Raw genomic sequence first — 15,092 nt, 5'->3', positions numbered from 1 at the left:
AACAACGATTATGAATAAAATTCAAATTCCTTGGGAAGATCGTCCTGTCGGATGTACGGACGTTATGTGGCGTTATTCACAGAATCCGGTTATCGGACGTTATCATATTCCTTCATCTAACAGTATATTCAATAGTGCTGTTGTTCCCTACGGAGATGGCTTTGCCGGTGTATTCCGTTGTGACAATAAAGCGGTGCAGATGAATATCTTTGCCGGATTCAGTAAGGACGGTATTCATTGGGATATTAATCACGAGCCTATTCAGTTCAAGGCTGGCAACACGGAAATGATTGAGTCGGAATATAAATATGATCCTCGTGTTACATGGATTGAAGATCGTTATTGGGTGACTTGGTGCAATGGTTATCATGGTCCTACAATTGGTATTGCATACACGTTTGACTTTAAGGAATTTTTCCAATGTGAGAATGCTTTTTTGCCCTTCAACCGTAACGGCGTACTTTTCCCGCAGAAGATAGATGGTAAGTATGCTATGTTGAGCCGCCCCAGTGACAATGGACATACTCCGTTCGGTGATATATACATCAGTTATAGCCCGGATATGAAATATTGGGGCGAACACCGTTGTGTAATGAAAGTGACTCCTTTCCCGGAAAGTGCTTGGCAGTGTACGAAGATCGGGGCAGGGTCAGTACCTTTCCTCACTGACGAAGGCTGGTTGCTGTTCTACCATGGCGTTATTACTACCTGCAACGGTTTCCGTTATGCTATGGGAACCGCTATACTGGATAAAGAGCATCCGGAAAAAGTCCTTTACCGTACACGTGAATACCTGCTCGGTCCGGCTGCTCCTTATGAACTTCAAGGTGATGTCCCCAATGTGGTATTTCCTTGCGCTGCTTTGCAAGATGGTGAACGTGTTGCTGTTTATTACGGTGCGGCAGATACCGTGGTAGGCATGGCTTTCGGATATCTGAAAGAGATTATTGATTTTACGAAACGAACGAGTATCATTTAATGAAGATATGAGACGTATTATATTAACTTATACACTTGCTTTTTCCCTTCTTTCCGCTTATGCGGGGGAAGGGGAAGCTCTCCTCTGGAAAATACGGATAAAAGTCTTTGGATAGATTATGTGGATCCCTTTATCGGAACTACTAATTTCGGCACTACCAATCCCGGAGCGATTTGCCCCAATGGTATGATGTCTGTGGTTCCTTTCAATGTGATGGGCTCTTCTGAGAATACGTATGATAAAGATGCCCGGTGGTGGTCTACGCCTTATGAACATACAAACTGTTTCTTTACCGGATATGCTCATGTCAATTTGAGCGGAGTCGGTTGTCCGGAATTAGGCTCTTTATTGCTGATGCCCACTACCGGAGCATTGAATGTCGATTATAAAGAATATGGCAGTAAGTATAAGGACGAACAGGCTTCCCCCGGTTATTATTCCAACTATCTGACCAAGTATAATGTAAAGACGGAAGTCTCTGCCACTCCACGTACAAGTATCGCTCGCTTTACTTTCCCGAAAGGTAAAAGTCATCTATTGCTGAATTTGGGAGAAGGACTGACAAATGAAAGCGGTGCCATGCTTCGCCGTGTAAGTGATAACGAAGTGGAAGGTGTAAAACTACTGGGTACATTCTGTTATAATCCTCAGGCTGTATTTCCTATTTATTTTGTGATGCGGGTCAAAAAGACTCCTACTGCAACCGGCTATTGGAAGAAACAACGTCCGATGACGGGAGTGGAATCCGAATGGGATCCGGATCAGGGGAAGTATAAGTTGTATACTCGTTATGGGAAAGAAATAGCAGGCGATGATATCGGTACCTATTTTTCTTTCGATACGGAGGAAGGCGAACAGGTGGAAGTGCAGATGGGCGTTTCTTTTGTCAGTATAGAGAATGCCCGGCTGAATTTGGACCGTGAACAAGCGGGAAAGAATTTTGAACAGATTCTTGCTGAGGCGCGTGCAAAATGGAACGATGACTTGTCGCGTATTATCGTAGAAGGCGGAACAGATGCCCAGAAAACAGTATTTTATACGGCACTGTATCATTTGCTGATTCATCCGAACATCCTGCAGGATGTCAATGGAGAGTATCCGGCAATGGAAAGTGATAAGATTATGACCACCAAAGGGAACCGCTACACGGTATTCTCTCTTTGGGATACCTATCGCAATGTCCACCAATTGTTGACCCTTGTTTATCCCGAACGTCAAATGGAAATGGTTCGTACCATGCTTGATATGTATCGGGAACACGGGTGGCTGCCTAAATGGGAATTATATGGAAGAGAGACACTGACAATGGAGGGGGATCCCAGTATTCCGGTAGTGGTAGATACTTGGATGAAAGGGTTGCGTGACTTTGACGTTGATTTGGCTTATGAAGCCATGTACAAATCTGCCACATTGCCGGGAGCGGAAAACCTGATGCGTCCGGATAATGATGATTATATGTCAAAAGGATACGTACCTCTTCGTGAACAATATGACAACTCCGTATCCCATGCGTTGGAATATTATATTGCAGACTTTGCACTTTCCCGCTTTGCGGAAGCATTGGGCAAGAGACAGGATGCGGAAATGTTTTATAAACGTTCTTTAGGTTATAAGCATTATTATAGTAAGGAGTTCGGCACACTCCGTCCGATTCTTCCCGATGGGACCTTCTACAGTCCGTTTAATCCCAGACAGGGAGAGAACTTTGAACCGAATCCCGGTTTCCATGAAGGAAGTGCCTGGAACTATACGTTCTACGTACCGCATGATGTGTATGGACTGGCTAAGTTGATGGGCGGAAAGAAACCATTTGTCGATAAGCTGCAAATGGTTTTCGATGAAGGTCTTTACGATCCGGCTAATGAACCGGATATAGCCTATCCTTATTTATTCTCATACTTTAAAGGAGAAGAATGGCGTACGCAGAAAGAGACACAGCGTCTGTTGGACAAGTACTTCACAACGAAACCGGACGGTATTCCCGGGAATGATGACACAGGGACAATGTCTTCATGGGCTATCTTCAATATGATTGGTTTCTATCCGGATTGTCCGGGATTGCCCGAATATACATTGACGACTCCGGTATTTGACAAAGTGACGATTCGTCTGGATCCGAAATGGTATAAAGAAAAAGAGCTGGTGATTGAGACTAACCGTACTCAACCGGGAACTCAGTATATCAATAAGGTATTATTGAATGGTAAGAAGTTCAATAAATATCGTATCACACATGATGAACTTGTTCACGGTCAACGCATATATTTTGATTTGAAATAACACACCGTGTTTCGGTAGTCTCTAAAAAACGTATCGGATTCTTTCTGTACAGTCTCTCTGAATGATGATCGGGCTTCCACTCCTCCTTTCAAAAGGAGGGTGGTTGGTGTTCATTGGGGTTATATAGGGCTCTCTAAGAAAAAGTTGAAAAAGTCGTTTCAGCCTTCAGTTTCTTCTGTAACTCCCTGTTCATCGATGTTTTGGCTGAAAGCACCTGCTTTCAGCCAAAGGGTTAAATGATTACTAATTGAAATGTGCGGATATATATAGCTGATGTGCCGGATCCGGATGTTCGATAACCGGGCTTATCTCTTCCGCCCTTCGGTATTATATGACTCTTTGGGAATAGAACCTCTAAATCGTTGGAATAGAGCCTCTATATCACCGGAATAGAGCCTCTAATCAGGGGAAACAGAGACTGTATTTCACTCAAGCGTTCCTTCTATTTTTGCAAAATCGGGTGGCTGAAAGCGGAATCGGGTGGTTTCAGGGTGAGCCTTCAGCCGGAATCCCTATGGATAAGGAGTTATAGAAGAAACTGAATGGCTGAAAGCGAGGAAGTGCATTAAAAATAGTGAGCTAATTGAGCTGTATATAGATACTATTTTACTGCTGCCCGTCGATTGATCGAAAAAACTGTGCATAGCAGTATGCAGTCTGTGTTGTATGGAGATGAATCGTTGATTAGGAAATATTTTTTTGTGTATATTTGCAGGATTAAAAAAGAATGTATTCATATAGAAAATGATGCAGCATCTTTATTTTAACCATGCAGCATGTTTGAAAAAAACATCTCAGTGATTGTATGCAATCATTGGGAAGAAAAAAAAATTCTATTAGCATGATTTTTTAGAAGGCAACAATGAAGTTACACTTTAATAATATTGATGATGAATTTACGGACAACTCTTATCGTCTTTCTTTGCTTCTGTGCGGCCACAGCCCTTCGTGCCGAGCGTGTGGATATGCTCTGAACCGTGGTGGAGGAGTTGCTCTTTTCTGATAACTTGCTTAGAATCAAATGATAAAAAATGAAACGAATCCTTTTTACCATGCTTCTTGCCGCATCTCTTTCGGCTGAAGCGCAGACACAAACATACGAGACGGAATTTGCCCGTCCCTTGAATGAAGTACTGACGGATATACAAAACCGTTTCGGAGTCCGTCTGAAATATGATATTGATACGGTAGGAAAAGTGCTGCCTTATGCCGACTTTCGTATTCGTCCTTATTCTGTAGAAGAATCCCTGACAAATGTATTGGCACCTTTCGATTATAAATTTGTCAAACAGAAGGGAAATACATATAAACTGAAAGCGTATGAATATCCACGTCGTACGGATGCAGACGGAAAAAAGATGCTGGCGTATCTGAATACTCTTTACGCAGATCAGCAGGCTTTTGAACTTCGTGCCGATTCTCTGAAAAAAGAGGTTCGTCAGCGTTTAGGTATCGACGCCTTGCTGGCCCAATGCGTTAAATCCAAACCGATTCTTTCGAAGATACGTAAATTTGATGGTTATACAGTGCAGAATTTTGCACTCGAAACACTTCCCGGCCTATATGTTTGCGGTTCTATCTACGCGCCTCAATCAAAAGGAAAACATGCGTTGATAATCTGCCCTAACGGACATTTTGGCGGTGGACGTTATCGGGAAGACCAACAGCAACGTATGGGCACTTTAGCACGTATGGGAGCTATTTGTGTGGATTATGACTTGTTCGGATGGGGAGAGTCGGCTTTACAAGTCGGCAGTGCGGCACATCGTAGTAGTGCGGCGCATACTATTCAGGCAATGAACGGCTTATTGATTCTTGAATCTATGCTTGCTTCCCGTAAGGACATCGATACCGGTCGTATCGGTACGAATGGTGGTTCTGGTGGGGGCACTCATACTGTTTTGTTGAGTGTATTAGATGACCGTTTCACCGCTTCTGCTCCGGTGGTGAGTCTGGCTTCTCACTTTGACGGGGGCTGTCCGTGTGAAAGCGGAATGCCTATTCAACTTTCTGCGGGAGGAACTTGTAATGCGGAACTAGCTGCAACTTTTGCCCCTCGTCCACAACTGATCGTATCGGATGGCGGTGACTGGACGGCCAGTGTTCCTATGCTTGAATTTCCTTATCTGCAACGAATTTATGGATTCTACCAAGCCAAAGACAAAGTAACGAATGTGCATCTTCCCAAAGAGAAACACGACTTTGGACCCAACAAACGGAATGCGGTTTATGATTTCTTCGCCGACGTGTTTAAGTTGGACAAGAGGATGTTGGATGAAAGCAAGGTCACCATTGAACCGGAATCTGCTATGTATAGTTTTGGAGAAAAAGGAGCTTTGCTTCCCGCAGGTGCCATCCGGTCATTTGATAAGGTAGCTGCCTATTTGGGCAAGAAGGCTGTGGCTGATGTAAAATCAGATGCCGCTCTTGAAAAGAAAGCCCGGGAAAAGAAATGAAATGAGACCTGTTAGATATCTTCATAAATCATCTTTTTCGTCATTCCTCCGTCAACCGTGATATTTTCTCCATTAATGAAATCATTGTTTTCTTCACAGAGAAATAAACACATACGGGCAATGTCTTCCGGTTTACCTACCCGTCGTGAAGGGTGTTGTGAATGATCCTCCGGTCGGAGTTGGTCATAATCATGAGTTTGTATCCATCCCGGAGCAATCGAGTTGACGGTGATCTTCCATTCGGATAGCGACAAAGCCAGTGCATGAGTTAAAGAATAGATGCCGCCTTTCGAAGCTGCGTAACCTTCACTTCCCGGTTCACTCATCAGGTAACGTGTGGAGCAGATATTGATAATCCGGCCGTAAGGGTTAGGAGAGGAGTGCTCTTTACGATGTATGGCAAGCAGACGGGAGGTGATAAATACAGGGCGTAGATTGATAGACAGAATTTGGTCGAAATCCTCTACGCTTGTTTCGGTGATAGGAGAGAATTGACTGATACCGACGTTGTTGATAATAATGTCAATATCCTTCCATTCGGAAAGAATACGCTGCATGCAACTTTCAAGTGCATCCTTATCGCTGACATCGACCGGATGGAATGTCGCTCCGGTTGCTTGAGCCGTTGCTTGTCCCGCAGTTTCGTTGATATCACAAAAAGCAACTTGATTGCCGGACAGGCAAAAGGCTTCTACTATTGCTTTGCCTATCCCTTCCGCTCCTCCTGTTATGAATACTCTTCTTTTAGGAGCATCTGATTTTGAAGTCATTGGAGGATAGGAGGACGATGTTGTTGGGCGGACTGTTGCCGATTTCTTCTGACCATATTTTCGTGCTTGTTGCCAAGCAGCCTTTCTGGCTTCATATTGTTCTCGTTGTCTTTCTATATAGTTATCTGCCATCGTTCTTTTTTATTTATTGGCAAATGTAAGATATAAAATGGATAAATACAATTTTATTCAGATGACAATTCAATTGAAAGCTTCACGGGATCTATCTCTATATATTACGCTCGGTCGCATTGGATGAGGGGATTCCCTTCCATGTACACTGATAGCATCAATAAAACCGATATCTTAATTAAAAATAAAACAGTCCCTCTTTGCTTTTGAATTTGTATTTTTGCATCCACGTTCGTAAGGCGTGATTATTAGATAGTAATTTTATATATGATAGATTTTAATCAGTTCCCTTCTCCTTGTTACATTATGGAGGAGGAGCTTTTAAGAAAGAACCTGTGTTTGATAAAAAGCGTGGCCGACAGGGCGGGAGTGGAGATCATTCTTGCTTTCAAGTCATTCGCTATGTGGCGCTCTTTCCCTATATTCCGTGAATATATCGATCATTCTACGGCAAGTTCGGTGTATGAAGCTCGTTTGGCATGGGAAGAGTTCGGTAGTAAGGCGCACACATATTCTCCTGCTTATACGGAACAGGATTTTCCGGAAATCATACGTTGCAGCAGTCATATCACATTCAACTCTATGCAGCAGTTCGAGCGTTTCTATCCGATGGTGGTTGCAGAGGGAAGCGGTATCTCTTGTGGTGTCCGTGTAAATCCTGAATATTCGGAAGTGGAAACGGAACTTTATAATCCATGTGCACCCGGTACACGTTTTGGGATAACGGCCGATCTGCTGCCTGAAACATTGCCGCAAGGGATTGAAGGCTTTCATTGTCATTGTCACTGTGAATCTTCTTCTTATGAGTTGGAACGTACATTGGAACATCTCGAAGCTAAATTTGCTCGTTGGTTTACACAGATCAAGTGGTTGAATTTGGGGGGTGGACACCTGATGACCCGCAAAGATTATGATACTGATCATTTGATCGGATTGTTACAAGGATTGAAGGCGCGCTATCCTCATTTGCGCATTATTCTGGAGCCCGGTTCTGCCTTTACTTGGCAGACGGGAGTGCTGACTTCCGAAGTCGTGGATATTGTGGAAAGTCGTGGCATCAGGACGGCTATTTTGAATGTCAGTTTCACTTGCCATATGCCTGACTGTCTGGAAATGCCATACCAGCCTGCCGTGCGTGGTGCGGAAATGGGGAGTGAAGGAAAATATAGGTATCGGCTCGGAGGAAATTCCTGTTTGAGCGGTGATTATATGGGGCTTTGGAGTTTCGACCACGAGTTACAAATCGGAGAGCGTATCGTGTTCGAAGATATGATTCATTATACGATGGTCAAGACAAATATGTTTAATGGGATTCATCATCCTGCCATCGCCATCTGGACAAAAGAGGGGAAAGCTGAAATATACAAGCAATTTTCTTATGAAGATTATCGTGGTCGAATGAGTTGATAATCAAAATGATTGTTTTGAGGCAGGTGCAAAGTCACAGATTTCTGTGAAAAAAGTATGCAGAATGTTTGCAGGTTTACTGAAAATCCCTACCTTTGCAGCCGAAAACAGAAAAATGCGGAAATAGCTCAGTTGGTAGAGCATAACCTTGCCAAGGTTAGGGTCGCGAGTTCGAGTCTCGTTTTCCGCTCATATTTCTTTGAAATGGTGGAACAATAATTTTTGCCCAGGTGGCGGAATTGGTAGACGCGCACGTTTCAGGTGCGTGTGTCGAGAGGCATGCAGGTTCGAGTCCTGTTCTGGGCACAAAGATTATACTTTTTGATGATGGAGAGATGGCGGAATTGGTAGACGCGCTACTTTGAGGGGGTAGTGACAATTATGTCGTGGGAGTTCGAGTCTCCTTCTCTTCACAGTTTATGAGAGTGAAATGCGGAAATAGCTCAGTTGGTAGAGCATAACCTTGCCAAGGTTAGGGTCGCGAGTTCGAGTCTCGTTTTCCGCTCATGTTTCTTTGAAATGTGGGAACTGTGATCTTTGCCCGGGTGACGATTGGTAGACGCGCTATTTTGATAGGGTAATGACAATTATCTCGCGGGAATTTGAATCTTCTTCTCTTTACAACTTATGAAAGTGAAATGCGGAAATAGCTCAGTTGGTAGAGCATAACCTTGCCAAGGTTAGGGTCGCGAGTTCGAGTCTCGTTTTCCGCTCTTATTTCTTTGAAATAATAGAACTGAATTTTGCCCAGGTGGCGGAATTGGTAGACGCGCACGTTTCAGGTGCGTGTGTCGAGAGGCATGTAGGTTCGAGTCCTGTTCTGGGCACATCTAACCCTTTGGTTATTAACAAATAGCCAAAGGGTTTCTTATTTTTTATTGATTATCACTTCATTGCGTGGATGGCGGAGAATATGATGGCTCACCGGTAAAATGAGATTGTCGGTCGATAGGATGGGCAACCTTTTTTTGTCTAATATGGGAAGATTACCGGACGATTTTATTGATAGATTGAAGGGAAAAGCGTAATTTTGCAGACGAAAAAATCAATGTAGCTCCCCCCAAAAAAGAGCGTCATTGATTCACAAGACCTTTAATTAATTTAACTGTTTATAATATGTTAACACAAATCATTAATGCACACATCCTCACCCCTCAAGGATGGTTGAAGGATGGGTCAGTGCTTATTCGTGACAATAAAATTCTGGAAGTAACCAATTGTGACCTTGCAATTGTCGGAGCCAAATTGATTGATGCCAAAGGTATGTATATTGTTCCGGGCGGTGTAGAAATCCATGTTCATGGTGGCGGTGGAAGAGACTTTATGGAAGGCACCGAAGAGGCTTTCCGGACAGCAATCAAAGCTCATATGCAGCACGGCACTACCAGTATTTTCCCGACTCTTTCTTCTTCTACCATTCCAATGATCCGGGCAGCTGCGGAAACTACTGAAAAAATGATGGCGGAGCCCAATAGCCCTGTACTCGGACTTCATCTGGAAGGACATTACTTCAATATGGCGATGGCTGGCGGACAGATTCCGGAAAATATCAAGAATCCCGATCCCGAAGAATATATCCCGTTGTTGGAAGAGACTCATTGTATCAAACGCTGGGATGCCGCACCGGAACTTCCCGGAGCCATGCAATTTGGTAAATATATCACAGCGAAAGGGGTATTGGCTGCGGTAGGACATACCCAGGCTGAATTTGAGGATATACAGACAGCCTATGAGGTGGGATATACACATGCCACTCATTTTTATAATGCGATGCCGGGATTCCATAAACGTCGTGAATATAAATATGAAGGTACGGTAGAAAGTATTTATCTGATTGATGATATGACAGTGGAAGTGGTGGCAGATGGAATTCATGTGCCTCCAACGATATTGCGTCTTGTTTATAAGATAAAAGGAGTGGAACGCACTTGCCTGATAACGGATGCATTGGCTTGTGCGGCCAGTGATAGCCAGGTGGCTTTTGATCCGCGTGTGATTATCGAGGACGGAGTATGTAAGCTGGCAGACCATTCAGCACTGGCGGGAAGTATTGCTACGATGGACCGCTTGATTCGTACCATGGTGCAAAAAGCGGAAATACCTTTGGAGGATGCCGTGCGGATGGCTTCTGAAACTCCTGCCCGGATCATGGGAGTACTCGATCGCAAAGGAACGCTGGAGCGTGGTAAGGATGCCGATATTATTGCTTTGGACAGAGACCTGAATGTGAGAGCCGTATGGGCGATGGGAGAATTGGTGGAAGGCACCAATAAACTGTTTTAAATCTAATAAATAATGAAGACTATGTTGACTCAAATAATAAACGGAAGAATATTGACCCCGCAAGGCTGGTTGAAGGATGGTTCCGTATTGATTTGCGATGGAAAAATATTAGAGGTGACCAACAGTGACTTGGCGGTTATCGGTGCAACAGTTATTGATGCCAGAGGGATGACGATCGTACCGGGATTTGTAAGTATGCATGCACATGGTGGTGGTGGACATGATTATACGGAAGCAACGGAAGAGGCATTCCGTATGGCGACTACTGCACATCTGAAACATGGTGCTACCGGAGTATTTCCTACGCTATCATCTACCTCGTTCGAAAGAATTTATCAGGCGGTCGATGTCTGTGAAAAAATGATGAAAGAGAAGGATTCTCACATTCTAGGTCTGCATATCGAAGGTCCTTACCTGAATCCGAAGATGGCGGGAACACAGTATGACGGTTTTCTGAAAACTCCGGATGAAAATGAATATATTCCTTTATTGGAACATACCTCTTGTATCAGACGTTGGGATATCAGTCCTGAACTGCCCGGTGCGCATGATTTTGCAAAGTACACCCGTTCGAAGGGAATTATGACTGCCGTAACGCATACGGAGGCCGAATATGATGATATCAAGGCTGCGTATGCGGTGGGATTCTCTCATGCTGCCCATTTTTATAATGCGATGCCTGGTTTCCATAAACGTCGTGAATATAAATATGAAGGTACGGTGGAGAGCGTATATTTGACGGATGGAATGACTGTGGAAGTGATTGCAGATGGTATTCATTTGCCTGCCACGATTCTAAAATTGGTTTATAAGTTGAAAGGGGTAGAGAATACATGCCTCGTTACCGATGCTCTGGCTTATGCTGCTTATGAAGGGAATGAGCCGATTGATCCCCGCTATATCATAGAGGATGGCGTATGTAAGATGGCGGATCATTCTTCACTGGCCGGCAGTTTGGCTACGATGGATGTATTGGTACGTACCATGGTGAAGAAAGCGAATATACCTTTGGAAGATGCCGTGCGCATGGCTTCTGAAACTCCTGCCCGTTTAATTGGAGTCAGTGACCGGAAGGGAACGTTGACAAAGGGTAAGGATGCTGATATTGTGATTCTTGATAAGGAGCTGAATGTACGGTGTGTATGGTCGATGGGAAAGATTGTTCCGGGAACTGATATTCTGTTGCATAAATAATAATTAAAATCACCCTCGTTGCAATTCTCTGAACTACATTCCTGGAGTTTTCTATTCAATCTCCGGGGGAGTTCAGTTTGTATCGGGGGTGATTTTTTAAGATCGATTTATTTGAGATTATCCCTTTGCTTCTTGATACATAAAGCGTTTGATTGACTTTTTCGCTGTCTTTTCAAATTCTTCAAAGTGGATTTTTATCTTGCTTATTTGGGAATAGTTAGGCAGCTGTTGATTCAATTCAATACGGTTTTGCTCCATTACTTTCTGAATATCCGCCTGCTGCAATCCATGAGCGAAAGCATCATCGAAATCCGGGTAGATCAGTGCCACCAACTTTTCGTGCTGTAAGACAATCAGTGATTCTGAAACATACGGCATGTTGTTTAGCTTACTTTCAATCTCTTCGGGATAGATATTCTGTCCGCTAGAGGTGAGAAGCAGGTTTTTACTACGTCCGCGGACTGTTACATAACCTTCTTCATCCAACGTACCGAGGTCACCGGTATGCAGCCAACCGTTAGCGTCAATAATTTGTGCGGTAGCTTCCGGATTTTTATAATAGCCCAGCATCATATTCATTCCTCTGCATACGATTTCTCCGGCATGCGTTTTCGGGTCCGGTGAGTCTATGCGGACTTCCATCCGACTGGTTGCCTTTCCGCAGGAAGCAAGTTTCAGTGTTTCCCAACGGCTGGAACAAATAATCGGACCACATTCGGTCATACCGTAAGCGATGGTGTAGGGGAAACCTATTTTTTTAAGGAAAACCTCTACTTCCGCATTGAAAGGAGCACCTCCGATAATAATCTCATCAAAGTTCCCACCGAAGATTTCCATGGCAGCTTGCCGTGCCAGTGATTTGATTTTATCGTTCACAATAGGCACTTTCAGCAATAACTTGCCGATTTTGCTGTCTACTTTAGGAAGAATATCTTTCTTGATAATCTTTTCCACAATCAACGGTACACAAGAAATCACTCTGGGTTTGATTTCAGAGAAAGATTGGGAAATGATTTTCGGAGACGGCATACGCGTCAGGAAATAGATGTGTGCACCAGCAGAGAATCCGTAAAGGAAATCATATACCATACCGAACACGTGTCCCATTGGCAACATGGAAACGATATGATCTCCCGGTTTAACGGGAAGCATTTCGAAGCAATAAGCTACGTTCGACCAAAGACTGCGATAAGGGAGCATCACTCCTTTAGAGTAGCCTGTGGTACCGGAAGTATAGTTGATGATAGCCAGTTCTTCCGGACGATCTTTCCGGTAACAAATATGTTCCGGGCGAAAGTTCTTGGGATACTGTTGACCATAAATAGCATTCCGGTGTTCAAATGCGTAAGTGAGTTTTTTGTTCCGGGACACTAATGCCGAGAAATCTGTCAGTGAAGCGATACCCTCTAACAAAGGCATGGCTTCTTCGTTCAGATTCTCCCATGCCTGATCGCCGACGAAAAGTAATTTGGCCTCGGAATGGTTGACGATATTATGAATATTATCTGCCTTGAATTCATGCAAAATGGGAACAGTAACAGCTCCGTAAGTGATGGTCGCCAGGAAAGTAACCGCCCAATGAGCACTGTTACGTCCGCAAACGGCTATTTTATCTCCCGGCTGGATGCCGGCGCTTTCCAAAACGATGTGAAATTTAGCGATTTTACGCGCTACATCTTTATATTGGAGGGTAATTCCTTTATAGTCAGTTAAGGCATCTTTATCCCAGTTTTTGATGATGCTTTGCTCAATATAATCAATGAACTGATGTTCTTGTTCCATTCAATTTTTGCACATTTATTTTAAAACTGCGCAAAATTAATACTTCATAGATGTAAACCGAATTTTAAATTCAAGTTTTACGGTTAATTAACGGAGGTGCATGAATCATTTTACCGGTCGTCTTCATGCATGAAGATGAAACGAATGTCTTGCAAGGGCAAGAGGTTTCGTGCGTGGAGACGAATCGGTTATGGTGTACTGAATAACTCTTGTCTGGATGTTATTCTGAATCAGTATCTTCTTCTTTGGACTTTTCGGAAATAAGTAACAGTTTATCTCCTTCATGCAGTTTCAGCGTTCCGTTGGGAATCAGGAACTCATCTCCGCGCTTCACGATCATTACCAGTGTGCCTTTCGGAAGATTCATATCTTTCAATGTATCTGCTTCTTCCAGCATACTTTTAGTGATAGTCATGTCACTAAGGTCAGAGTCAATTTCTTCCGGAAGTTCCACTCCGAAGTCGTTACCGGTTTTTTCCAGCGGTTTGGAAAGATTCAAAATCCGGGCGGTGAAAGAAATGGTAGTTCCCTGTACGACCAATGAGACAATAGTAATAAAGAATACAATGTTGAAAATAAGGTTCGAACCTTCTATGCCCGCCACTACCGGATAGGTAGCAAAGATGATAGGAACTGCACCGCGTAAGCCTACCCAGGATACGAAAATGCGTGATTTCATCGTGATTTTCCGGAATGGAAGCAGACAGAGGAACACGCTTAACGGGCGGCCGATAATAATCATGAAGACACCAATCAACAATGCTACAGCAGCTACTTCCAGCATCTCGTGCGGGTTGACAAGCAATCCCAGGCAAAGGAACATGATGATTTGGAACAACCAAGTCAGTCCGTCCATAAAGGTGTAGATGTCTTTACGATGCATGATTTTATTGTTTCCTACCATGATACCCGCAATATATACGGCAAGGTAACCGTTACCTTTCAGTAAGTCGGTGATAGAGAAAGTGAAAAACACAAATGCAAGTAATAAGATAGGATACAAGGCCTGATTATCAATATTGAGCTTATTCAACATTCGGATGGCCAGCTTTCCAAGTATATATCCGGCAGCAGCACCAACGATGAACTGGATGATGAAAGATCCGACGATGGATCCGACTCCCATACCTGCCGACTGAATGAACTGTATCAGGACAATGGTCAGCATATAGGCCATCGGGTCATTACTTCCGCTCTCCAGTTCCAGCATGGGACGAAGGTGGTGTTTCAAGTTCATCTTCTGTGAGCGGAGGATGGCGAACACCGAAGCCGAGTCGGTAGACGACATGGTAGAGGCCAAAAGCAGGGAAGTAGTGATAGGTAAATAGATATTAGACCAGCTCATACCGGATATCCACCAGATAAAGAGTCCGGTGAAAAGGGCTGTGAGTAATACTCCGACAGTGGAAAGCACGATACCGGGACCTAGAATAGGTTTGATTTCTCTGAATTTCGTATCCATCCCTCCTGAGAAAAGGATAATACTAAGGGCCACCATACCGATAAATTGAGCCTCTTTCGCATCGTGGAATTGCAGACCGAGGCCGTCACTTCCAAACAACATTCCTACTACGAGGAACAGTAATAAGGTAGGTACTCCAAAGCGGTATCCGGTTTTTCCAACGACGATGCTGACGAAAAGTAAGATAGAACCGATAAGTAGTGTGTTTTCTGCTGTAAATATCATAGGCAATATATTATAAAGTTGTGAAGTTGTCGTATGAATTCTCACTGTGCGAAGTTACACATTATTAACAACAAATAAAAACCCTTTTGGGATGTATTTTGTAAAAAAAGGGAGTTAAATTG

The 15,092-nt window shown here is 43.6% G+C and carries 8 protein-coding genes, 6 tRNA genes and 1 pseudogene; 12 read left to right on the top strand and 3 right to left on the bottom strand.

Annotated features, from left to right (window positions below; all coding sequences use genetic code 11):
* The first annotated feature begins 10 nt into the window (after positions 1-10).
* The 3 genes and pseudogenes from AB9N12_RS00300 to AB9N12_RS00290 all read left to right on the top strand — a co-directional run bounded on the left by AB9N12_RS00300 (position 11) and on the right by AB9N12_RS00290 (position 5,715).
* Positions 11-979 carry a 1,4-beta-mannosyl-N-acetylglucosamine phosphorylase gene (locus AB9N12_RS00300; protein ID WP_369888959.1) on the top strand — a complete coding sequence of 323 codons (969 nt, stop codon included), beginning with the start codon at positions 11-13 and terminating at the stop codon, positions 977-979.
* 7 nt (positions 980-986) lie between these two features.
* Positions 987-3,259 (top strand): annotated as a pseudogene (locus tag AB9N12_RS00295) (GH92 family glycosyl hydrolase).
* 1,031 nt (positions 3,260-4,290) lie between these two features.
* Entirely contained in the window at positions 4,291-5,715 is a 1,425-nt protein-coding gene (locus AB9N12_RS00290) for an alpha/beta hydrolase family protein (protein ID WP_369888958.1), read from the top strand.
* A gap of 11 nt (positions 5,716-5,726) precedes the next feature.
* On the opposite strand, the gene AB9N12_RS00285 is transcribed toward AB9N12_RS00290, so the two are convergent.
* Positions 5,727-6,617, bottom strand: coding sequence for an SDR family NAD(P)-dependent oxidoreductase (locus AB9N12_RS00285; RefSeq protein ID WP_369888957.1), 891 nt, complete (start codon positions 6,615-6,617; stop codon positions 5,727-5,729).
* Positions 6,618-6,884: 267 nt separating this feature from the next.
* Between AB9N12_RS00285 and nspC the strand changes: the two genes are divergently transcribed.
* The 9 genes from nspC to nagA (AB9N12_RS00240) all read left to right on the top strand — a co-directional run bounded on the left by nspC (position 6,885) and on the right by nagA (AB9N12_RS00240) (position 11,501).
* Complete coding sequence (gene nspC, locus AB9N12_RS00280) at positions 6,885-8,024, top strand: carboxynorspermidine decarboxylase (RefSeq protein WP_369888956.1); 1,140 nt, start codon at positions 6,885-6,887, stop codon at positions 8,022-8,024.
* 117 nt (positions 8,025-8,141) lie between these two features.
* Positions 8,142-8,214 (top strand) — tRNA-Gly (locus tag AB9N12_RS00275).
* A 34-nt stretch (positions 8,215-8,248) separates the two neighbouring features.
* A tRNA-Leu gene (locus AB9N12_RS00270) sits at positions 8,249-8,330 on the top strand.
* A 23-nt stretch (positions 8,331-8,353) separates the two neighbouring features.
* A tRNA-Leu gene (locus AB9N12_RS00265) sits at positions 8,354-8,437 on the top strand.
* 19 nt (positions 8,438-8,456) lie between these two features.
* Positions 8,457-8,529, top strand: a tRNA-Gly gene (locus AB9N12_RS00260).
* Positions 8,530-8,664: 135 nt separating this feature from the next.
* Positions 8,665-8,737 (top strand) — tRNA-Gly (locus AB9N12_RS00255).
* A 32-nt stretch (positions 8,738-8,769) separates the two neighbouring features.
* Positions 8,770-8,851, top strand: a tRNA-Leu gene (locus AB9N12_RS00250).
* Between the two features lie 289 nt (positions 8,852-9,140).
* The gene (gene nagA, locus AB9N12_RS00245; protein ID WP_369888955.1) at positions 9,141-10,307 is read left to right on the top strand and encodes an N-acetylglucosamine-6-phosphate deacetylase; all 1,167 of its coding nucleotides are present in this window, start codon (positions 9,141-9,143) and stop codon (positions 10,305-10,307) included.
* A 21-nt stretch (positions 10,308-10,328) separates the two neighbouring features.
* Positions 10,329-11,501 carry an N-acetylglucosamine-6-phosphate deacetylase gene (nagA, locus tag AB9N12_RS00240; RefSeq protein ID WP_369892766.1) on the top strand — a complete coding sequence of 391 codons (1,173 nt, stop codon included), beginning with the start codon at positions 10,329-10,331 and terminating at the stop codon, positions 11,499-11,501.
* Positions 11,502-11,618: 117 nt separating this feature from the next.
* Here the strand turns inward: nagA (AB9N12_RS00240) and AB9N12_RS00235 are convergent, their stop codons facing one another.
* Both AB9N12_RS00235 and AB9N12_RS00230 read right to left on the bottom strand, forming a co-directional pair.
* Positions 11,619-13,283 (bottom strand): long-chain fatty acid--CoA ligase, encoded by a 1,665-nt coding sequence (locus tag AB9N12_RS00235; RefSeq protein ID WP_369888954.1) that lies wholly within the window; start codon positions 13,281-13,283, stop codon positions 11,619-11,621.
* Between the two features lie 220 nt (positions 13,284-13,503).
* Positions 13,504-14,970, bottom strand: coding sequence for a potassium/proton antiporter (locus tag AB9N12_RS00230; RefSeq protein ID WP_369888953.1), 1,467 nt, complete (start codon positions 14,968-14,970; stop codon positions 13,504-13,506).
* Positions 14,971-15,092: the final 122 nt, after the last annotated feature.

It is taken from the genome of Bacteroides sp. AN502(2024) (assembly GCF_041227145.1).
Taxonomy (GTDB): domain Bacteria; phylum Bacteroidota; class Bacteroidia; order Bacteroidales; family Bacteroidaceae; genus Bacteroides.
Note: the sequence above shows the minus strand (reverse complement) of the source record. Positions and strands in the feature narration are given on the sequence as shown.